This window comes from Sedimentibacter sp. MB35-C1 (genome assembly GCF_030913635.1).
Taxonomy (GTDB): domain Bacteria; phylum Bacillota; class Clostridia; order Tissierellales; family Sedimentibacteraceae; genus Sedimentibacter.
Genome location: NZ_CP133188.1, coordinates 810,858 through 834,056, shown reverse-complemented (window position 1 = coordinate 834,056; position 23,199 = coordinate 810,858). Strand labels below are relative to the sequence as shown.

At 33.4% G+C, this 23,199-nt stretch carries 17 protein-coding genes; 3 read left to right on the top strand and 14 right to left on the bottom strand.

Annotation, left to right across the window (positions count from 1 at the left end; translation table 11 throughout):
- Positions 1-44 precede the first annotated feature (44 nt).
- Both RBQ61_RS03950 and RBQ61_RS03945 read right to left on the bottom strand, forming a co-directional pair.
- Positions 45-833 carry a glycyl-radical enzyme activating protein gene (locus RBQ61_RS03950; RefSeq protein ID WP_308139225.1) on the bottom strand — a complete coding sequence of 263 codons (789 nt, stop codon included), beginning with the start codon at positions 831-833 and terminating at the stop codon, positions 45-47.
- Complete coding sequence (locus RBQ61_RS03945) at positions 820-3,225, bottom strand: formate C-acetyltransferase/glycerol dehydratase family glycyl radical enzyme (protein WP_308139224.1); 2,406 nt, start codon at positions 3,223-3,225, stop codon at positions 820-822. Before RBQ61_RS03945 ends, RBQ61_RS03950 begins: the two co-directional genes overlap by 14 nt.
- Before the next feature lie 411 nt (positions 3,226-3,636).
- On the opposite strand from RBQ61_RS03945, the gene RBQ61_RS03940 reads away from it, so the two are divergent.
- The 3 genes from RBQ61_RS03940 to RBQ61_RS03930 all read left to right on the top strand — a co-directional run bounded on the left by RBQ61_RS03940 (position 3,637) and on the right by RBQ61_RS03930 (position 8,484).
- Positions 3,637-5,409 carry a sigma-54-dependent Fis family transcriptional regulator gene (locus RBQ61_RS03940; RefSeq protein ID WP_308139223.1) on the top strand — a complete coding sequence of 591 codons (1,773 nt, stop codon included), beginning with the start codon at positions 3,637-3,639 and terminating at the stop codon, positions 5,407-5,409.
- Between the two features lie 292 nt (positions 5,410-5,701).
- Positions 5,702-7,552: a flavocytochrome c gene (locus tag RBQ61_RS03935; RefSeq protein ID WP_308139222.1), complete on the top strand. Its 1,851-nt coding sequence runs from the start codon at positions 5,702-5,704 to the stop codon at positions 7,550-7,552.
- A 254-nt stretch (positions 7,553-7,806) separates the two neighbouring features.
- Positions 7,807-8,484 carry a LytTR family DNA-binding domain-containing protein gene (locus RBQ61_RS03930; RefSeq protein WP_308139221.1) on the top strand — a complete coding sequence of 226 codons (678 nt, stop codon included), beginning with the start codon at positions 7,807-7,809 and terminating at the stop codon, positions 8,482-8,484.
- 218 nt (positions 8,485-8,702) lie between these two features.
- Here the strand turns inward: RBQ61_RS03930 and RBQ61_RS03925 are convergent, their stop codons facing one another.
- From RBQ61_RS03925 to RBQ61_RS03870, 12 genes are all read right to left on the bottom strand, one after another.
- The gene (locus tag RBQ61_RS03925; protein WP_308139220.1) at positions 8,703-9,749 is read right to left on the bottom strand and encodes a Wzz/FepE/Etk N-terminal domain-containing protein; all 1,047 of its coding nucleotides are present in this window, start codon (positions 9,747-9,749) and stop codon (positions 8,703-8,705) included.
- Between the two features lie 320 nt (positions 9,750-10,069).
- A complete protein-coding gene (locus RBQ61_RS03920) occupies positions 10,070-11,236 on the bottom strand; it encodes a nucleotide sugar dehydrogenase (RefSeq protein WP_308139219.1) in 1,167 nt (388 codons plus the stop codon).
- A 110-nt stretch (positions 11,237-11,346) separates the two neighbouring features.
- A complete protein-coding gene (locus RBQ61_RS03915) occupies positions 11,347-12,372 on the bottom strand; it encodes an NAD-dependent epimerase (protein WP_308139218.1) in 1,026 nt (341 codons plus the stop codon).
- 41 nt (positions 12,373-12,413) lie between these two features.
- On the bottom strand, positions 12,414-13,820 hold the full coding sequence (locus RBQ61_RS03910; protein ID WP_308139217.1) for a lipopolysaccharide biosynthesis protein: 1,407 nt from the start codon (positions 13,818-13,820) through the stop codon (positions 12,414-12,416).
- 32 nt (positions 13,821-13,852) lie between these two features.
- The gene (locus tag RBQ61_RS03905) at positions 13,853-15,004 is read right to left on the bottom strand and encodes a glycosyltransferase family A protein (protein WP_308139216.1); all 1,152 of its coding nucleotides are present in this window, start codon (positions 15,002-15,004) and stop codon (positions 13,853-13,855) included.
- Between the two features lie 21 nt (positions 15,005-15,025).
- Positions 15,026-16,249, bottom strand: coding sequence for a hypothetical protein (locus RBQ61_RS03900; protein ID WP_308139215.1), 1,224 nt, complete (start codon positions 16,247-16,249; stop codon positions 15,026-15,028).
- Between the two features lie 38 nt (positions 16,250-16,287).
- Entirely contained in the window at positions 16,288-17,406 is a 1,119-nt protein-coding gene (locus RBQ61_RS03895) for an EpsG family protein (protein ID WP_308139214.1), read from the bottom strand.
- A gap of 36 nt (positions 17,407-17,442) precedes the next feature.
- Complete coding sequence (locus tag RBQ61_RS03890) at positions 17,443-18,654, bottom strand: glycosyltransferase (RefSeq protein ID WP_308139213.1); 1,212 nt, start codon at positions 18,652-18,654, stop codon at positions 17,443-17,445.
- Complete coding sequence (gene wecB, locus RBQ61_RS03885; RefSeq protein WP_308139212.1) at positions 18,655-19,791, bottom strand: non-hydrolyzing UDP-N-acetylglucosamine 2-epimerase; 1,137 nt, start codon at positions 19,789-19,791, stop codon at positions 18,655-18,657.
- 3 nt (positions 19,792-19,794) lie between these two features.
- A complete protein-coding gene (locus RBQ61_RS03880) occupies positions 19,795-20,904 on the bottom strand; it encodes a capsular polysaccharide biosynthesis protein CapF (protein WP_308139211.1) in 1,110 nt (369 codons plus the stop codon).
- Entirely contained in the window at positions 20,904-21,923 is a 1,020-nt protein-coding gene (locus RBQ61_RS03875; protein WP_308139210.1) for a nucleoside-diphosphate sugar epimerase/dehydratase, read from the bottom strand. Before RBQ61_RS03875 ends, RBQ61_RS03880 begins: the two co-directional genes overlap by 1 nt.
- A gap of 38 nt (positions 21,924-21,961) precedes the next feature.
- Positions 21,962-23,179: a glycosyltransferase family 4 protein gene (locus RBQ61_RS03870; protein WP_308139209.1), complete on the bottom strand. Its 1,218-nt coding sequence runs from the start codon at positions 23,177-23,179 to the stop codon at positions 21,962-21,964.
- Positions 23,180-23,199 lie beyond the last annotated feature (20 nt).

Genomic DNA, 23,199 nt, shown 5'->3' with positions numbered 1-23,199 from the left:
GGAATACCCCTTTGCAAGATATTCCGATACTGAATATTATCAACCTATACTGTTATTTTTAGGCCATCAGGCTTAGATATCTTTGAAAGCAGCTCTTGTGCATATTCCTTTGGTTGAGTCTTTAACCCTTTAAGTTGGTACTCTCTGGAAAGCCTTTCATATTTACCTTCACCAAGTCGATGATACGGAAGTATTTCTATTGATTTTACACCTATCTGTGATGAAAAATCAACAACTCCCTGAATATTTTTAACACTGTCATTGTGATCGGGTATCAGAGGAACCCTAACTATGACTTCTTTTCCTTTTTCTATGAGTTTTTTCAGGTTCTCATGAATTACTTCATTGGAAACACCTGTATTAATTTTATGTTCTTCATCGTCCATGCCTTTAATATCATAAAGTATTAAATCCACATGTTCAAAAACTTTCCAAGCGGTTTCGAATTTGCTGAATCCACTGGTTTCAACAGCTGTGTGCACTCCTGCCTCTGAAGCTGCAGCTATTATAGCAGAAGCGAACTGCGGCTGTGCCAATACTTCGCCTCCTGATAAAGTAACTCCGCCACCGGAATTATCAAAGAATACTTTGTCTCTAAGCACTGCTTCCATAACTTCCTTAACCGATACTTTCTTTCCTACCAGCTCTTCTTCATCGCTTTGAAATTTTTTCATGTGCTCAATTTCAAAGTTTTGAGACTCCGGATTAGAGCACCAGAGGCATCTCAGTGGACATCCTTTTAAAAATACCGTTGTTCTAATTCCCGGGCCGTCATGTACACTGTATCGCTGTACATCATAAATTATCCCTGTTATATCATCATATTCTTTCATGCTCTGCCCTCGCAATAATATCGTTCTGAAGTTCCCTTGCAAGCTCGATAAAACGGGCACTGTATCCGGCAACACGGATAATTAAATCTTTATATTTCTCAGGATGTTTCTGAGCATCTTTCAATGTTTCTGTTGATACAACATTAAATTGAACTTCCTGGCCATTCAAAGGACTAAAATATGTTGATACAAGACTCATTAGCTTTTTCTTAGCCTCTTCGCTTGCTATTGCAGTCTTACTTAATTTAAGATTAAGCACATTTCCTTCAAGTATGTGACTTTGCTTAATTTTACTTGCAGATAATAGGACTGCAGTCGGCCCTTCACTATTTCCTTCATTAGATGGTGACATTGAGTCAGACACAGGCATTTTGGATTTTCTTCCGTCTGCAGTAGCTCCGGTCTTCCATCCGTGAGGAACAGTTCCGCCCAATGTAAGGATCATGTTAGTGTAGTTTCTTCCGTCTATATCTTTATGTTTCTCAATTTCTTCAAAGAACATATCTGTCAATTTGCACATAACTTCGTCAGCGTAGTCATTATCATTTCCATATTTTGGTTCGTTCAGCAATTCGGTTCTGATTTTTTCACCGTCTTCGCCTTCAAAATTGCTGTTTAAAACTTCATTTAATTTATTCATATCCATCTTTTTCATGTCAAACACTTGGTGCTTAACTGCTGTCAATGAGTTAGATGCAGTTGCAAGACCAGCCATAAGAATAGGAGTTGCGCCCCATTTTGAGCCTCCCCATGTCATATCCTTACCATTATCTATACAACCGTCAATCAATGAAGATAAGAATAAATGCGGTGTATTTTCACGCTGTACAAAGTCAACAACCATTGCATTTACTACCTGATGCTTAAGAATAAACTGCATCTGGCTTCTAACAGCGTTGAACAAATCATCAAATGTTTTAAAGTCTTCAGGGTTACCTGTTTTTAAACCAAGCTGTTTTCCTGTAAGTCTGTCAATCCCGTTATTCATAGCAAGGTCTACTACTCTTGCAACATTCAGCATTCCGCCGTTTACACGTCCTTGGAATCCCTGAGGAGCAAGTTCAACACAACCTACAATTGCGAAGTTACGCATATTTTCAATAGGCATGTCCGGAACAGCGCGCTTCATAGCTGATATACATCCGTTGTCTCCAAAAAGAGCAGGCATTCCTGTACCGTATTCTATAATTTCAGCAACACGTTCTTTGAAATCCTCAGGAGTTTTATCGTGGAAACGAACTGTAAACTGAGGATTTGTCAGACGTATATGTTCCTGACAGTTCAACATAATAAAGCTAACTTCGTTTACTGCATCCTCTCCATTAGGTTTTACTCCTCCTGCTGTAACATTGGGAGTCATAGGGAATCCTGGATGAATATGAATGGATTCTGTATCCTGTGCCTTAACTATTTCATTAAATTTAATCCAAAGGCAGTCATAAAGTTCCTGTATTTGTTCAATACTGTATTTTCCTTCTTCCATATCCTTCTTAAAATACGGATACAGATATTGGTCCATTCTACCTGGAGAAACAGAGTCTCCGTTAGTTTCCAGCTGAATAATAATCTGCATGAACTGTATAACCTGCAGCGCATCCCATGTATCTCTAGCCGGGTTTTCAGGTACCCATGCACAAACATCAGCAATTTTTTCTAATTCTGATTTTCTTTTTGGATCTTTTTCAACTTCAGCCATTTCTAAAGCTTTTTTGCTGTATCTCTTTGCGTAGTTTATAACAGCATCAAAGCATATCAAAAGTCCGTCATAAAATAATTTCTTATTAAAATCATCACCAACAGACAAATCCAGTTGTTTAATTTTAGCGCTAACTTCTTCTTTAAGTCCTTTTATTCCAACCTTAAGAAGCTTTTCAGCCTGATATGCTGTATGACCGTAGCCGTTTCTTTCAAATAAATCCCTTGAAAACATGTATGCATCTCTGACTACCTTTGTATCTTCAGGAAGCAGATTTCTATATTTTTTATATATAGTCTTTCCTTCCCAATACGGAAAAATACTTTTTAAATCATCTTTTACATATTGCGGAACAATAAATGTATCCTGTTCACGTGTCTCTAAAGTTTCGTCAAGCTCTTCTTGAAGCCACTCAATGGAAAAGTCCGGGTATACAGGAGCTGATCTTCTTCCATTCTTACCATGGTTTCCAACTATCAACTCATCATCCCAAATATTAAGTGTTATTTCTCCCAATATTTTTTCAAGAGATCTGGCGCGCCTTTCGATGTAATGTTTTCCTTCTGTCTCACGGTAACTCTTAGTAACCGACAAAGCCCTTTCACTGCACAAAATAGGTTTTGCATCTATAACTGCCTGTCTTATCCTCTTGATACGATCTGTAGGCTTAACATTTGCAATTTTATTTCTATCCATACTGCCTCCTCCAAAATATGCTTTATTTTCTTAATTTAATAAGTAAGCAAATTGCATGCCACCTTTTGTTTTATCAGCTCTTTTGCTTGATATCAGCCATACAGAGAGATTAATGATGCAAATTGTAAAAACTGTTAATATATATAATAGTCTAATTTTTTAGACTATTCACTTATTACTGCAGCTCACCAAAGATGTGCTAATAGGCGAGCACTCTCCTTTGTCTAAAATTTTAGACAACTTTCCATAATTTTATACTTTTTGAGCAAAAAAGATTAATATAACTAAAAATATTATCAAAATTCTAAAATATTGTATATACTTTTATATGTTTCTGATATAATAAACTTAAAAACTACCGCGCCTCAAAAAAATATTACTAGTTTTTATTTAAATCCGGAGATGTTTAAAATGAGTGAATTACAAAAAATTAAAGAGATAGCCATCGAAATAGTTAAAGCAACAAGCAAAATTTTAAATGATGCCGAAGTCATTATCGTTGACCAAAACGGTTCTTTTATGGCATTTAATGATAGTTATCTGAAACGTAAAAAAAACGCTGAGTGGAAGCCATACATTGATACTATAATAAAGCGAAAAGAAATAGCCATTATAGAGAATCCAGGAGAAAACCCTCTGTGCAAAGGATGCTCCAATGAAGGTAACTGCCCTCAAACTCTGGAGATTATTGTTCCCTTTGACATTAAGGAGAAATATATCGGCTATATTAGTATTGTAACATTTTCGCAGGAAGCTAAGAAAATGTACTTAAAAAACAAAAAGCAGGTTGTTGAATTTCTTCAAACAATGATTAATGTAATGGTAAGCGCCGGCAAAGAACATTTTTCAAAGCTTGAAGCAGAAAAAACATACAAACAGCTTGATGCTATAATCCAGCACATGGACTACATAGTTTTTACATGCAATACCAACGGCATAATACAATGCGCAAACCAGGCCTTTTACAATTTTTTCAATCTCGATTCCAATAATAATGCTAATATTAATATAACCGAGCTTGTAGAATCCCGAGCAATATCTTTAGCTATTCTTGAAAAAAAAGGTTTTGAAGACCAGGAAAGCGCAATAGTTTTTAATAACATAATGCACCGTATGATATTAAGCTGCAAAGCAATGAAAAGCGAAGACGGCACATGTGCAGGGTTTGCATTTTTTGTAAGAACAATTGAAGATGCTCGAAGGTTTATGTCTAACGTACCTGCCCTGACTCCTGACGATTCATTAAATCAAATTGTGGGAAAAAGCCCTGAAATAATGGAATTGAAGAATAAAATAAGTCATTTTTCACAAAGCACTTCTACTGTTTTAATAAGAGGCGAAACGGGAACCGGCAAAGAATTGGTTGCAAGAAGCCTTCACAGCCTAAGCTCGCGCCGCGATAAGCCATTTGTTACGATCAACTGTGCAGCCATACCTGACAGCCTTTTGGAAAGTGAGCTTTTCGGTTATGAAGAAGGAACTTTTACCGGTGCAAGCAAGGGTGGAAAGGCAGGCCTTTTTGAAATAGGAAATAACGGAACAATTTTTCTCGACGAAGTCGGAGATATGCCTCTTCATCTGCAAGCAAAGCTTTTACGTGTTCTTCAGGATAATCAGGTCATACGACTCGGCGGTTTCCATCCCATAGATTTAGACATACGCATTATAGCTGCCACAAATCAGAACCTTGAAAAAATGGTGCAGGATAAAAAATTCCGATCGGATCTGTTTTACCGTTTAAACATACTTCCGTTAAATGTACCTCCCCTAAGAAACCGGATTTCAGATTTTAATGATCTTGTATTTCATTTTATTAAAAAATACAATACTCGATTAAAAAAGAATATATCCGGAGTTGACAATGACTTTTTAAATATGCTGAAAAGCTACACATGGCCCGGCAATATACGAGAGTTAGAAAACGCAATTGAATATGCCATAAACCTGGAAGACGGTCCCCGACTTACAAAGTCTGTATATCCCCCGGATATCCTTACATATACAAATAATCATGACAACTCTTCGCTAAAAAATATGATTAAGCAATATGAAAGCTCCATCATTCAGGAAACACTGCAAAAATTCAACAACGAAAAAAACAGCATAAATAAAGCCGCAAAAGCTTTAGATATCAGCAGGGCATCCCTGTATCAAAAAATCAAGGAATATAATATAGAAATTTAAAACATATAGAGGCTGCAGCAAAACAAAATTGCTGCAGCCATTTTTTAACCAATATTTACACAGATTTTTCTCTAATTCCATATACAGTAAATTTGTATGATATATATTTGTCAATTCGTAACGTATTTTATAAAATATAAAATTTATTGAATATATTTACAATATAAAATTATCTAATCATCCAAAAAAAACGGTATTTAGTAACCAAAAGTATACGTTAATTATTTGACAATGCATAAATCGGATGTTACCATAATATTTGTATTTATAAATAATAGCAAGGAGAAAAAATATGAAAAATTTTAAAAAATTAATATCTGTATTTTTAGTTGTAGCCATGCTGTTTTCTTTAGCTGCCTGTGCAACTACTGATAATACCGCCAAGGAGGGTGAGGAGCCTTCAAAAACAGAAGAAACTCCAAAAACAGGTAAGGGGAACTTGACACCTGGTACATACAGCGGTGAATTCCAAGGACTTGGTGGAAAGCTAAAAGTTAACGTCACAGTTGACGAAAATGAAATAAAAGACATCAAAGTTCTTGAAAACTATGAAACTCCTGGAGTTGGAACAGTTCCAATAGAACAGATTCCGAAAGAAATCATAGAAAGACAGACTCTGGCTGTTGATACAATTACCGGAGCAACTCTTACAAGCAACGCCATTCTGGCATCAGTTGAAAGCTGTTTAAAACAAGCAGGCGCCGACATTGCTTCATATAAATCTGATGCAGATAAAATTGTTAGTGAATATCCAAGCGAACTTACTGCAGACGTAATAATAGTAGGCGGAGGCGGAGCAGGACTAGCTGCAGCAGTATCTGCCACAGATGAAGGAGCCAGCGTTATAGTAATTGAAAAAATGGGCATCTTAGGTGGCAATACAGCAGTGTGCGGAGGTATTTACAACACTCCAGATCCTGAACTGCAACCAGCTCAAGGCATAGAAGATTCAGTTGAACTGTACGCTAAACAGACTCTGGAAGGCGGAGACAACATGGGTAACCCTGAGCTTGTTGATACATTGTGCGGAAATGCTTACGACGGACTTCAATGGCTGAAAAGCTTAGGAATGCAGTTTGATGATAAAATAATACAAGGTGCCGGTTCACTTTACCCAAGAACACACCAGTCTTTGGATCCTCTGGGAACAGGCTTTATCAATGCATACACTGAAACATTAGACCAAAGAGCTGACAAGTGCAAAATTCTTACAGATACAAAAGGTGATACATTAATATTGGACGGCGACAAAGTTGTAGGAGTTAAAGCCACAAATAAAGATGGCAGCGAGCTTACACTTAACGCAAACAAAGGTGTAATCCTTGCAACAGGAGGATTTGCAGGCAATGTAGAACTAAGACAAGAATACAACACTTCAGGAAAATGGCCTGATTTAGGAGAAAATGTACCTACAACAAACATGCCTGGCGTTACTGGAGACGGTATAAACATGGCTTTCGAAGCAGGTGCAGAACTTATAGACATGGATTTAATTCAGCTTCTGTATCTGAGCATCCCTAAAAATGGAAGTATTGCAGGTCTGTACAACTTAGGAGCTGAAAACACAGTATTTATAAACGAAGAAGGAAACAGATTCGTAAGAGAAGACGGCAGAAGAGACGTAATATGCAAGGCAATATTAGATCAGCCTGAAGGATTAATGTACATGATTCACAGTGCAGATGTTCTTCCTGACATCACACAAGCCAAAACTCTTGAAGGTGTTCCAATGACTGAAATCTTAGAAGATAATGTATACGGATGGCAAACAGGAGAAACACTGGAAGAGCTTGCTGAAAAAATAAATGTACCTGCTGAAAACCTCAAAGCTTCAATAGAAAAATACAACGAATCAGTTGACAGTGGAGTAGACGAATTCGACAGAGAATTACTTACTAAGAAATTTGAAAATGGTCCTTGGTACGCATTGCCAAGAGTTCCAGCAGCACACCACACTATGGGTGGAGTAAGAATAGACAAAGAATGCCACGCATTAAATGCTGACGGTGACATAATCGAAGGATTATTCGCTGCAGGAGAAATCACCGGAGGAATTCACGGTGGAAACAGACTGGGTGGAAATGCAGTTGTTGATACAGTAGTATTCGGAAAAATAGCTGGAACAAGCGCAGCAAATAATTAATATTACCATTATGAATTAATACTATCCAATAAAAAAAGAACTTTCACAACGTTATTATGACGCTTCGTGAAAGTTCTTTTTTATACGGAATTCTACACCCTGCAGACCCGACACCATGCATTCATTATTAAACCCGGCCGGAAATGAACAGTTTACCCTAAATTGCTGATTTACAGTAACAAAAAATATAATTACAACATACTATGGACTGTATAAAGCTACTGCTTGTACATAGATTATAGGAAGGTGAATTTATGTTAAAAATTGTACTGCATTGCAATAGTAAATCTATAAAAAAAATCGAATCAGAGTTATCTGAATATTTCAATAAAAGGAATACCCTCTACAAACTTTACCAAGTAGGATCTTCCTCTGAGTTTCTCAGCAGCTACTTACCTAATAAAGACTTTCAGCTGCTGTTAATATACAAAAATGACCGTCTGTCATATATCATAAAAACCTACCATAACTTTGATAAAGATTACATGCACATGGTTTCAGGAACTCTTGAATTTCCTCTGAACCATGAAACTATAGACAAAGTATTATTCAACAATATTGAGAACACACATTGCTGCCCTTACGGCATCTACAATGTTAACAATAAAACAGTTTTTCGTAGAGTACTGCATGAGGATATTGAATATATACGCCGAACCAAAAACCAGACGATTGTCTACCTCAAAAACGGCGAAACAGAAAAAACATCCGGAAGCATAAACAAAATAATGAATGAGCTCAATGAAAAATATTTCATAAAATGCTGCAAAGGCTATATAGTAAATATATTTAATGTTAAAAAAATAAATAAAGATACTAATACAGTTGAGTTGAAATCAGGCACTAAATTACCTCTTACCAAAGTTAATTTTCGTAAATTTCTAAAAACCTACATTACATCAATGGCCGGCTTCAAAATATTTGATGACTAATGAATCGCACGTGTAAGTTTATGCAAAAAATATAAAAATTAAGTTTCAAAAACTATCACTTTACGCACACGAGAAGCAAATTTAGCGAATCTTCAATAAATTTCACCACCATCCGCATTGAAATTTCAATATTTTATATTTTAAAGCTGTCATCTAAACTTTATGCAAGTTTATGAATAAAAAAGATGACTTCTATAAAGAAGTCATCTTTTACGACTTTATTTTTTATCCTCTTTAAACCAGTATTCTTGAAACAATGCAACCATAACACCCAGCATTCCGCCAAGCACAATTCCTATAGCAACATTAAGAGAGTTTCTCGGGCTTGTTTTCTGCGTTGGAGCAACCGGCGGAGAAGGAAGATACACATACGTTTCAACCAATCCCACAACGCTGGATTCCAGCGTTTCGGCTTCACCCGTTCTGTAATACTTTTTTATAGCCGCTCTTTCCACATCCAGCTCTTCCATATACCTGCTGTATTGATTCATTGAAGCTTCAATACTATTTATAGATTGTTTATTTGAAATAATATCATTTTCTATCTTAATGTAATTAGGATTAACCGTATCCACCGGAACAACATAATTGCTATCGTTATTTAACTGTGTCTGTATTTCAAGATTAGCCTGTCCCTCACCAATTAGCCTTGGAGTCTGAGCCAATAACTCCTCGTTGCTTTTTAAAAGTTCCTTAACTCTTTCCAGTGAATTTTCAAGAGACTTCATCTCAACATTAAAGCTGTTGTAATAATAATCAACTGCTCTTTCCTTTGTCATTACGTCTATGAAATCCAAGTAATTGCTGTACAATATCTGAGCCAGCTTCAGCGATTCCTCCGGATTATCCGCCGATACAGTCACTTCAAAGCTGTTTACACTTCCTGTCTTCGCATCATTTTGAGTAACGGTGATTCTTTTTTTCAAGCTATCTAAACTTGCTTCCTCTGAACTGTACCCCATCTTATCAATGGTATTTATTATTACATTGTTACTTTTTATAAGGTTTACGTACTCCTGATTCGTTGTTATAGGCAGTGTATACTCTCCATATCTTGTATCATATTTCTCCGGCATGCTTATAACTATATTCAACTTTGTTTCATACACCGGTGATAAAACAAACATGCTGAACATCCCTGCCAATATTGCCACTACCAATGTAAGGCTTATAATCATTTTTTTCCTTTTCCACAACGCCATTATAAGCTCTCTTAAATCTATCTCATCCTCATAATATTGTACATTATTCTGGTTTTCGTTCATTGTACACTCCTGTTTTGTTGTAATGGGTCATTACCATTTGTTATTGATTATTATATCAGTTTGGGTGTCAAAGCTCAATTAAAAATTTAAATTAGTCCACCTGCACGCAATAAATATTTCTCAGCTCCGTTAACGAATATTATAAGCATATGTGTGCGTATTCACTTCCTTTAGCATAGCCTTTGTTTCTTAGAAATATCGTTTCAAGCCCAGCAACTGGTATGACTGCTTTACTTGCTTTCATTTTTTATTAGGATCTCCAATGATTGATTTGGGCTTTAAATAATATTACCATTTTATGTTGAAACAGAGCTTATCCATTAATCTCTACTAAATAAATCTCTCGTATACACCTTGTCCACCACATCTTTAATTTCATCAGACAATCTATTCGCTACGATAACATCAGAGATTTTCTTGAACTCATCAAAGTTTTTGATGACTCTTGAATTGTAGAACTCATCTTCATGAAGTGCTGGCTCAAATACAACAACCTCAATACCTTTAGCTTTAACACGCTTCATTACACCTTGAATAGCAGACTGTCTAAAATTGTCAGAGTCCATCTTCATGGTAAGCCTATAAATACCGACAATCTTAGGATTCCTCTTGATGATCATATCAGCAATATGGTCTTTTCTTGTTCTATTAGCATCTACAACAGCTGTCATAATATTTTGTGGGATATCCTGATAATTTGCCAGAAGTTGCTTAGTATCTTTAGGCAAACAGTAGCCACCATACCCAAACGAAGGATTGTTGTAGTGAGTTCCAATTCTTGGATCAAGACCAACACCTTCTATTATCTGCTGCGTATTTAAGCCTCTAACCTCTGCATAAGAATCAAGTTCATTAAAGTAAGCTACACGAAGTGCAAGATAAGTATTCGCAAATAACTTAATTGCTTCTGCTTCTGTTGCATCTGTAAAAAGAATTGGAATATCTTTCTTTATTGCCCCTCCAGCTAATAGTTCAGCAAACGCCTTAGCTCTTTCAGATTGCTCTCCAACTACAATTCTTGACGGGTAAAGATTATCATATAACGCTTTGCCTTCTCTCAAGAACTCTGGTGAAAAGATGACATTCTCAGTATCAAATTTTTCTTTAATTGAATCTGTATATCCAACAGGAACTGTTGATTTAATCACCATTACAGCATCTGGATTAATCGATAATACATTTGCAATTACAGCTTCTACTGTTCTAGTGTTGAAGTAATTCTTCTCCGAATCGTAGTTTGTTGGTGTAGAAATGATGACATAATCAGCATCTTTGTATGCCTCAAAATTATCTGTTGTTGCAGTTAGATTAAGTTCCTTTGTTGCAAGATATTCTTCAATCTCTGGGTCAATAATTGGAGATTTTTTGTTGTTGATCATATCAACCTTTTCTTTGATGATATCTAAAGCTATAACCTCATTGTGTTGTGCTAAAAGTATAGCATTGGACAAGCCAACATAACCTGTTCCAGCTATTGTAATTTTCATTGTTCTACCCCCTTATATTTATGTAAGTTTTCAAAATTCATGATCTAATAGTTACTCATATATGCTTGAAGATAGCTTTCATTATCATTTAACATGTTTCTCGACAAGATTTACTTCTCTACCTTATAATATTCTTCATACCATTCAACGAACTTCTGTAGACCATCCTCAATGCTTGTAGATGGCTTGAAATTAATATCTCTCTCAAGATCTGATACATCCGCATAGGTTCTAAGAACATCCCCAGGCTGCATATCCATATAGATCTTTTCAGCTTCTTTTCCAAGAGCTGATTCTAAAGCGTTGATAAATCTCATGAGCTGTACAGGGTTGTTATTACCGATGTTGTAAATCTTATAAGGTGCAAAGCTTGTGCTTAAATCGTCTTTGCTTTCATCCCACTCTTTATTGGCAACCGGAGCTTTATCAATAAGCTTTACAATACCTTCTACAATATCATTGATATAAGTAAAGTCTCTTTCCATCTTCCCATGATTAAAGACTTTAATAGGCTTTCCTGCTAAAATGTCTTTTGTAAACGAGAAATAAGCCATGTCTGGTCTACCATATGGTCCATAAACCGTGAAGAACCTAAGTCCCGTTGTTGGAATACCATATAGGTGACTATAAGTATGAGCCATCAATTCATTAGACTTCTTCGTAGCAGCATAGAGTGATACTGGATGATCCACATTATGATTTGTAGAAAACGGAGCTACTTTATTGCCGCCATAGACAGAACTAGATGAGGCATAAAGCAGATGCTCTACTGGATAATTTCTACAAGACTCTAAGATATTTATAAATCCGATCAAGTTTGAATCCACATAAGCATAGGGATTATCAATAGAGTACCGCACTCCTGCTTGAGCCGCTAAATTTATGACGTGAGTAGGCTGGTAGGTTTCAAAGATATTGTCTACTGCAGCCTTGTCCTTGAGATCTACTTTATAGAAATTAAAGTTATTGTATTTACCTAGGATTTCAAGCCTGGACTGTTTTAGACTTGGATCATAATAGTCGTTCAGGTTGTCAATTCCTATTATTTGATAGGATTCATCAAGTAATTTCTTTGAAAGGTGAAAGCCGATAAAGCCGGCCGCACCTGTTATTAACAATCTATTATCCTTAAACATCTTAGACCTCCATTTCATTTATCTAATAATTCTATAATTAATTATTGATTTCTTTTGATTTTCTCCTTAATTTGTCTAATTATCATAAACAATTCTTTTCTATTTAAGATTATTATAATGAATGCCGTAAGAATTAGTACAAACATTTGATATATTACATCTCTAGGTTTGATAGAACTAATATACATAGTTAATAGATTGAGTGAAGTTAATCCCATCAGAATCGTAAAATCTATTTTTAAATCCATTCTTTTTTTTAGGATTGGTACTCTTATAAAATACATAATTAGATACCCCAATAATGATGTTATGACTACAGCCATGATTCCAAAAGATCCCGCAAGTGCAAACCCGCCAACTATAGAAACGATTCCTCCAATTAATGTTGTTTTAAAAATTTTGTCACTTTCTTTTCTAGCAAGAAACCCACTTCCCAAGTGAGCGGCTAAAGTAGAATACGCAGAGCTTAAATAGATAATTGGGGTTAAAAAAACACCATCATAGTAATCACCAAAAACGAAGAAATTATAGAATATATATGTTATTGGTATTAATACTGCTACGCCACTTAACACCAACCGAGTTAGTATATTTAGTACTCTATTAAAGTATTGATCTTTATCACTATCACCATATGTTCTAAAAGCTTCTTCAAGCCAGGCCATATTTACAACAGATGTCACTAATGTCAGTATAGAACCGAACCGACTTGCCATTGAATATATACCATTTTCATCAATACCAATTCTACTCGATATAACTAAATTGTTAGATGATGTAATAAGCCACCAAGATAATGCATTTATAGAAAGTGGTAATGAATATTTGAGTATTGATTTCAGTAAATGAAAACTAAAATCAGCTTTCTTTGTATTTATAATTAGCTTGATTTTACTTTCAATAACAATTATCATCGCTAAATTACCAAAAGTATTTGCAACAAAAAGTGCCAATAACCCCCATTTAAGTACAATAATTAAAAATAAATTTAGACTAACCGTAATAATTGAATTAACCACTGTTGACAACGCATAAATCTTATTTTCTTTCAAGGCTCTTGCTGAAAACTGCCAATACGCAACCCCCATTTGACTTAGACCCAAAATCAATATAAGAACACCATACTGTATATTTAATAATTTACTTACAACTGCAAATATAGCTGAATATAATATAGTAATGCCTAAACAGTAGATGTTAGTTGTTGATAACACCCTCTTTTTGTTATTTTCATTTTCTATGGTAAATCTTAATATACCCTCCCATATTGATTGGTATAATAAAGGCATTACCAAACTTATAATCGATATTGTTAAATTGAAATAGCCAAAATCTGATGTAACAATGTAAGCTGTATAAAGTGGAATAAATAAAAACTGTATTAACTTTGTAGAAAAAGTCCCCATAAAATAAAAAGCTATATTTTTTAGTAGCCTACTTGATCTCATAAATTATGCTCCTTACCAGTCTAGCTGTCATATCAATACTTTCCTTTTTTGAATATATATACAGCTAGTAACACAAAAATTTTTTTTAAATTGAAAATATTGTATCTTATATAACTCCAATACAAGATTCTTATCCTAGAAATTAAACCACTATATTTTGATGTTCTCACTTCACTTGTTCTAATTAGATTTATTCCTTCACCATTATTATTCTTTAATATATTAGCCTCATAAGGTTTAAGATTTAACGAAAAACTAAGTATACTGTTTTGCGATTTTCTAGTCGTTAATATATAATCTTTATCAAAATTTTTTTTAGTTGAGTTAATGTCTACAATAAAATCATAAGTCTGAAGTGACTCATTATATTTTTTCAATACTTCAGGTTTTATTTCTTGAAATGCATCGTAAATTGATAGTGATATGCTAAGATCTGAAAATGTCCATTCTTTATCACCATACAATAATTCAGTCTGATATTCTATCCTATCTGATGCATGTATACCGCTAACACCTTGATTTGTTGCTAAAGATATTCGAGGGAATAAATAATACTTATCTTTTGTGATTAAGTATAAAATATAATGTTTCTTAAAAGATGTTTCTTTCCATTTGTTTACATTTGAAGGTAATAGTTTATAATCAAACTCGCCTTTATCAAACCATTTACGAAACTCTAGCCATTTATCTCTCAGATAAATCTTTCCCCAGTATGGTTGTTGATAAAAAAAGTTGTCATAACCATCATTAATAGGCTTAAAATTAGTTGATGTTAATTCGTTATACTCAATGCTATATAAAGAGGCACCCGCTATTCTATCATCATTTTTAAATCTGTCTACAAATGATAGAACAAAGTTTGGAAAAGTCTTAACTACTAACATATCTTCCTCTAAGAATAATACCGTACCATGCTTTAATGTTAAGTCACCACACCATAAAAAATGGCTTTTTAAACCCAATTGGTTTTCGTGAATAACAACGTGTTTTTCACCGTATTTCCAATTGAACTGATTTGAAATATTTTGTACTTCCTTATTTTCATTTCCATCTATACTAATTATCAAGTTAGCAGAGCAGTTATCAAAATCTGCATCACTTAAACTATATAGTAGTTTTTCGAGCGATTTGGGTCTATTATAAGTTGCAATTACTATTGTAAAGAAATTATTATTAACTTTCATATATAACCTACTTCCTTTTATTTATTTGTTTATCTGAGAAATACTAAAATAACTTAGCGTTCTATAACCAAGATGTGTTGAGTCAAAAGATATAATATCAGAATTAGGAGAAGCTTTAGGATGTAAATCACATCTTTTAATATTAAATTGCATTGGATCGCTATAGATTTCCAATAGATCTATTCTCTCCTCCATCTTAAAATTGTACGTAAAAAGAGACTGGTAGCTAGTTCTATCAGGATAAGTATCAGTAATAATTGTATTTTCACAAATATAAGTTGGGTGTCCATCTCCGAACAGACCCGATAAACATTTAACGGTGTATGTCTTGTTTTCAAAATCGAACTTATACAACTTATATTTGCACTTATCTTTTTCATATGTCGTAATTAGAAGTTCATCTTTTTCTTTCCATGTATAATGTGAAACCTTATTACCCTCTTCGAGAATAAAAATGATTTCTAAATCAGTATTCGCAATTAAGAGCCTATTTGATAATTGCCCAGTTTGTTTATCTTTCCACAGATGAAAGAAGAGAAAATATTTATCATCAGTATTAAAGGATATATGATTAAAATAATGATAATATTTTTCCTTATTTAAAACTGGAAACTCTGTAAGAATATCTTTCATCTGCAATGATTTGATAGGAACAGATTCATTGATATCATATAATATCAAACTATTTTTAGAATTACTGTAATAATCTTCTATCGTGGTATGAAGATTATTGTAACCATATCCTTCACGAAGTAAATGCAATAAGGAAAAATCTAGACCTATCCCATATTTTTTATTGTTTGAAATTTCATACAACGGAAAACTAAAATCCCTCATCACATTACCATGTACATCAATAACTTTTGAGTTGAAAATACCATTGTTAAAATTATTAAAGAAAATTTGGCCTTGCTTAAACCAAAGTAGTCTAGGCCCCATTTGCCAACTATTAACATAAACTTCAGAAAGTATTACTGTTTTATGCTTATCCAGATCATAATATCCGATTTTACTATTCTCCAAATTTCTATCACATGTTACAAAAAGTATTTTTTTATCCTCATTTGAATAAGGATCTTTATCATAATAACCAGCAAAAACATGTCTATTTTTTATAGATATCGTATGTAACGTCAGTTTGTGTGGATTATATATCTTCCTAATTTTGTTCTTTTTTATTCTACTAATATCATATTTTGCCTTTCTTAAATATTTAAAAATATTTCTTTTTAAAATGTGTTTCACCGATTCACACCCTCCCCAATTACACAGTAACTAATACTTTACTTTAAAGCAAAAATAATATCAAATATCCTAATATTAAATGGATAAAGATTTAGCATTGAATTATAAATTGCACCTAATATAGAATTTGTTGTACTTATTAGAGCAAAAGCCCCTATCGTTAATTTATATATTGTATTAATATATCTATCCGTCGTATAGAATAAGTTTTTATAACTTCCTATTGTTAATATAACGAATATAGTAAAATAATAATAAAATCTCATAGTAAGAGTAGAAAAATTAAGAATCGAATTAAACAAAATAAACAAAACCGCCATAAACTGAATGAACATACCAATATTATATTTATCTTTATCAAGAACTGTGTTTTTTTTGAAATTGTTTAAATTAATGAGAACCAATAATAAAATTGCCATAATCAAATTGAAAGTAGAAAAATAATTATCATCACCAATAATTCTATCAAAATAACTATTATATTTCCCTATGCTACTCGTAATGTATAATGTTATCCACTTAATCCAATTAGAGATAAAAGGAACAAACATATTAATTATAGAAATCAATAGTGTTAGGTTAAAAAGTGTTCTTTTATTCTTCAGCTTTATAAAAAGCATGCTAATTGGATATATCGCGAGTAAAAACACAGCTGTCATATGAAATGAAGCTGCTAGTAAAACATATAATATAAATCTAATGATTTTTTTCTCGACAATAAATCTAGTAGAGTACGCAAAAACACTTGCTGCTAAAATTTGTCTTGAAATATTAAGCGAATTAAAAAACAATAGGGAGAATATTAAAATAATACTTATATATCTTGTTTTTTTGTTCTGATCATAGTATTTAATTGTAAGATATAAAAATAGTCCGGTAAAAAAAGAAAGTGCAAATATAAAAGCTTGCATATCTAGCTTTAAATATTGTACTACGTTTATTAAATATCTTGCCCCAACTTCAACATTATAGCCTTGAGACGCCATATTGTTATAATATCCCCAGAAATCTCTCCCAACATCATATCTAAGACCACTCAAGAAAAACATCGAAGATATTGATAAATAATCGAAAATATTACTCATTTTATTGTTTTTAATAATCTTTGATATGAATTGTAATATCAAAGAAGCACTTAAAATGATCACAAATATCATTGGTATTCTCCTAATCTTAAAATGTATCTATTATTCTTATTTGGTTAACAAATTAATTATCTTCTCACATTGTTTAATGTTGTTTTTTTTAGTTAATACAAATTCTTTCGCGGTTCTTCCAAACTCATCTAATATATCAGAATCTTCTTCGCAAACTTGAAGTATTTTTGAAGCCATACTTTCAGCCGTCATATCATTAATAAAATATATGAATTTGTCATATTCTTCTGGTATTCCAGGTAGTTTGTATGCTATAGTTGGTCTTCCCGACTTGAGATATTCCATTATCTTTGATGGAAATGAGTATTTGGTATATTCATCTTCATATCCCCTTGGGTTAATCAAAACAGTAGCCTTTCTCTGTAAACTAACAACCTCTTGTCTATTCAATAAACCTAGATATTCAACTCTAGAATCACTTTTTGATAACTCAACTATTCTACCCTTAGCTTCTCCTGCTCCACAAATCAGCAACTTATAATTGGGACGATCTATAAGCTTAAAAGCATCCAATAACTTTTGAATACCATATTTAAAATTCAATGTTCCTGTATATAAAATTGTTTTTTCCTTTTCTTCACTATGAGAAATAGATTCATAGTCCCTGATTATCTCATTGCTATCAACCATACCTTCAACTACAACATACTTCTCTGCAGATATATGAAAATACTCCGCCATGTGTTTTGTTAGAAAAACATAATAATCAATGTATTTTATCAATTTATTAATTAACTTAATATCTAAAGGCTTAAAAATCCGATATAATACGCCAGGATTAGTACCTAACTTCATAAATTGAGGGAGGTCTGGTACTATTAAACATATCTTAATTTCAGGATTTGTTTTCTTTGCTTGTCTTATCGCATATAAAAAAGGGGTATGCATTGCATAAGCAATAATAATTTTCTCTCCAGATTCTTGACTTGCCCACTTTTTAATCTCTTTTGATAAGTTGCATGCTCTAGTGATATGTTTTATACCAGCAATATTAATAAACCCTACATTTCTATCGAGTGCCCCTTTAACATGATTCCAATTATATGACTTTATAAATATTTCTGAATATTGTTCAGGGAATGATCCGACAAAAACCGAATTCAATATATTTACCGGTTTCTCTAAACCACTCTCGATACCATTAACTATATTCCATTGAAGTAAGTTAGCGGCATTCTGGACACTTTTCTTGCTTTTTTTAATATAACTATCATTATCAAAAACCCCTCCCAAAAAAAGTATATCCATTTAACATTTCCCCTTTTTTCCCCAAACTACTCTATTCACATAATCTGTATAAGATAAAATAATCCTCAACACCTTATCTGACACATTCGGCATACTATAATCAGCTACTAATCTCAATGAATCTTTTTTTTGTGTCTCTAATACTTCTAACCCCTGTAGAACTCTTTCCTTCTTTAGTCCTACCATCATAACAGATGCTTCTTCCATTGCCTCTGGTCTCTCATGAGCTTGTCGAATATTAAGTGCCCTAAATCCAAGAATCGATGACTCTTCACTGATTGTACCGCTATCACTTAGTACAGCCTTTGCATATTTTTGAAGTTTTACATAATCATTAAATCCAAGCGGCTTCATAGTTTTAATTAAAGGATTAAACTCAATACCTTTTGCTTCAATCATTTTTCTCGTTCTTGGATGTGTACTCACGATCAACGGCATCTGATATTTTTCCGCTATCGTATTTAAGCTATCTACTAAATCCATAAAATTTTCTTCCGAGCTGATATTCTCTTCTCTATGAGCAGAAACAACAAAATATTTATCTTTATCAAGTCCTAACCTTTCAAGCACATCTGACTTTTCAATATCATCTTTCCTTGAATTAAGAACTTCTAACATTGGACTGCCAGTCTTTATTACTCTATCTGAAGGTAGACCTTCTCTTAAAAGATACTCTCGAGCAATATCACTATAGGTTAGGTTGATATCTGCTGTGTGGTCCACAATTTTTCTGTTTGTTTCTTCTGGTACTCTTTGATCGAAGCATCTATTTCCCGCTTCCATATGGAAAATAGGAATATGCTTTCTCTTAGCTGCTATTGCGCATAAACAGCTATTAGTGTCTCCTAAAACTAAAAACGCATCTGGTTTTACTTCATCTAAAATAGGATCAATCTTTACTAAAATATTTCCAATCGTTTCAACTGCTGTTCCCGTAGCAGCATTTAAGAAGTAAGCCGGTTTCTTTAATTTGAAGTCATTAAAGAACACTTCATTTAATTCATAATCATAATTTTGCCCTGTATGAACAAGGACATGTTCAATTGCTTTTGATTCATCTAATTTATTTATAACCGCTGACAGTCTTATTATCTCTGGTCTAGTGCCTACAACTGTCATGACTTTTAATTTCTTCATCAGTTATACCTCCAAAAAGTAAGTATCTGGTTTTTCAGGGTCAAATGGCTCATTGGCCCACATTATCGTGACCATATCTGTATCCCCTAAATTTTCAATATTATGTGTATAGCCCGTTGGTATATCTACGACTTCCATTTTATCTCCACTTACAAAATACTCTATTACTTCATCTGAATCAATTTTTCTAAACCGAACGACTCCATTACCACTGACAACTAGAAACTTCTCATTCTTCGAGTGATGCCAATGATTCCCTTTTGTAATTCCAGGTCTTGAGATATTAACTGAAACCTGGCCACGATCAGGGGTTCTAATAAACTCTGTGAAAGATCCTCTCTGATCCACATTCATCTTTAAGTCATAACCAAACTTATCTTCAGGCAAATAGCTTAAGTATGTACTGTAGAGTTTCTTGGCAAATTCATCAGACATATTTGGCACTGATCTATCTTCTCTACTCTTTTTGAATGAATGAATCAAATCTACTATTTCACCAAGAGTAACAGTATGTACCACAGGAACTTCACAAAATGAACCTATTTTGTTTTCTTTTCCCTCTAGCGTATTAATAAGTTCGTTAACCACATCATCTATATATACAAGGTTCATTACTACGCTTGGGTCATTCACTTGAATAGGTAAATCATGTGAAATATTATGACAAAATGTAGCTACTGCACTGTTATAGTTAGGTCTACACCATTTACCGAATACATTTGGAAATCTGTAAACAAGAACTTTAGATCCACTTTCTACACCATAATTAAACAGAAGGTCTTCTCCTGCCTTCTTACTTTCACCGTAAGAATTATCTAACTCAGCTTGAATAGATGATGAAATCATCACTGGGCAGGTGTTATTATGTTTCTTAAGAGAATCTAATAGATCGGAGGTGAAACCAAAGTTGCCTTCCATAAACTCAGATTTTTCTTTTGGACGGTTAACTCCCGCAAGGTGAAACACAAAGTCAGCCTCTTTACAATACTCATCAAGTAGAGAAGGATCTGTATCCCGATCATATTCAAAAATTTCAGTGTACTTTCTATTTCTCAGCTCTGCTATTAAGTTTTTTCCTATGAAGCCCTTTGCTCCAGTGACTAAAATATTCATTATCTATCCCAACTTTCCAATTGATCCCTTACATAATCAAGTTGAAGCAACTTTTCTTTAATCTGCTCTATGTTTATCCTTTCTGTATTATGAGAGTTATACTCATCTTCAGATGAAAGTTTTTGATCTCCTTCTACAAAATACTTGTCGTAGTTTAAGTCTCTCTTATCAGCAGGCACTCTATAGAATCCACCCATGTCTTTTGCTACAACATGTTCTTCTTTTGTCAGAAGTGTTTCGTAGAGCTTCTCACCATGACGAGTTCCAATTACTTTGATTTCGTTATCTGATTTGAAAAGTTCCTTAACAGCTTGAGCTAAATCTCCGATAGTTGATGCTGGAGATTTCTGAACCATAATATCGCCTGCTTCAGCATTCTGAAATGCAAATACAACAAGTTCAACAGCTTCTTCAAGGCTCATTAAGAATCTTGTCATATTGGGGTCTGTAACAGTTAGGGGTTGTCCATTCTTGATCTGATCAATAAACAAAGGAATTACTGACCCTCTTGATGCCATTACATTTCCATACCTTGTACCACAGATAAGCGTTCTTTCAGGATCAATGGTCTTTGCTTTTGCCACAAAAACTTTCTCCATCATCGCTTTAGAGATTCCCATCGCATTAATTGGGTACGCTGCTTTATCTGTAGAAAGACAAATAACTTTCTTCACTCCCATTTCAATAGCACCAGATAGTACATTATCAGTTCCTAACACATTTGTTTTAACTGCCTCAAGCGGGAAGAATTCACAAGAAGGTACCTGTTTAAGAGCTGCCGCATGGAAAATGTAATCTACTCCATGCATAGCATTTTTGACACTAGCAAGATCTCTGACGTCTCCTATATAAAACTTTAGTTTATCGTTTTTATATAGTTTTCTCATGTCATCTTGCTTCTTTTCATCACGAGAAAAAATACGAATTTCTTTAATACCTGTATTTAAGAATCTTTTCATTACTGCGTTACCAAAAGACCCTGTTCCACCTGTAATAAGTAAAGTCTTACCTTTAAACATTTAACTACCTCCTGAAAAATCGCTTTTTGTTATTAAAATTAGCTTGAAATACTTCTCAACAAATCATTATATTTAGAAGTTTGTGTTTTTCTTTCCAGTTGTTGTTCAGCATACAATCTGACATCTTTAGAAATTGAGTCCAATTCATGCTGGTTATTATAATAATATTTTATAAGTTCAACTAAAGACTCTTTTCTGAAATTATCAACTATTGCACCAAGATTTTTATTTTTTATCTCACTAGAAATATAACTATCTGAATCAAACATTCCCAATAACGGGCTTCCAGCAGCTAAAATCTGACCCACTTTTGAAGGTAGTGCAATTTTCGTCATTTCTTTTTCTAGTGAAACTAACTCAAGATCACCTAAACTATAAGCACTCGAAACCAATTCTATTGGTTGCAGTGGAAACATAAATACATTATTTAGTCTCCTTCTTTTGATACTTTTCTCCATATTATCTTTATATGAACCATTTCCAATAATGACAAATTTAATATCATTGAATTCTTTATCGAGTTCTTCTGCTGCATCTAATATTACTTCCCAATTTTGAAACAACCCTATGTCACCTGCATATGATATATAAAAAGAATTTTTGTCTAAATTAAATTTTGCAAAAAGTTGATTATTTTCTCGATCAACTTTATTAATTTTTTGAATGTCAACCCAATTTTGAATAACTTCAACTTTTTCTTCATTGCATCCTTGTTCTATAATAGTATTTTTCATATCTTCAGATATAGTAACAATTTTTGCGTTTGAGTTATAAACCTTTTTTTCAAGACTTCTTAAGAACTTAACAAGGAAATTATTCTCACTCAACTTTTTCATTTTCACAAGCGTATCTGGAAATAAATCTTGGGCATTATATAATGTCGGTGCAATTTTTTTAAGTTTTGAACCTAGCAAACCTAAAAAGGGAGGAGTGCTATAAATATATATGGCATCAGCTTCATGTCTTTTAGCTTGCTTATATATACTAACCGTCAAAAACACATATTTAATCATACGTATAAACAAACCATTACCTTCACCACTTTTTGAACCTACTCTAATTACTTTTACATTATCAGAAACTTGTTCAATAGGATGTTCCAAGTAATAGTGTCTAACTTTCTCAGTTATTCTTCTAGAAGGAAAGCCTGTAATTACTGTAACATTATTATTGTGTTCTCCTAAATCTAAGGCAAGTTCATATAGCAACGAATGTCTTTCTTTAGCTAAATGCCCTACCAAAAATGTAATATTCATACTTCTATCTCCCATTCGTT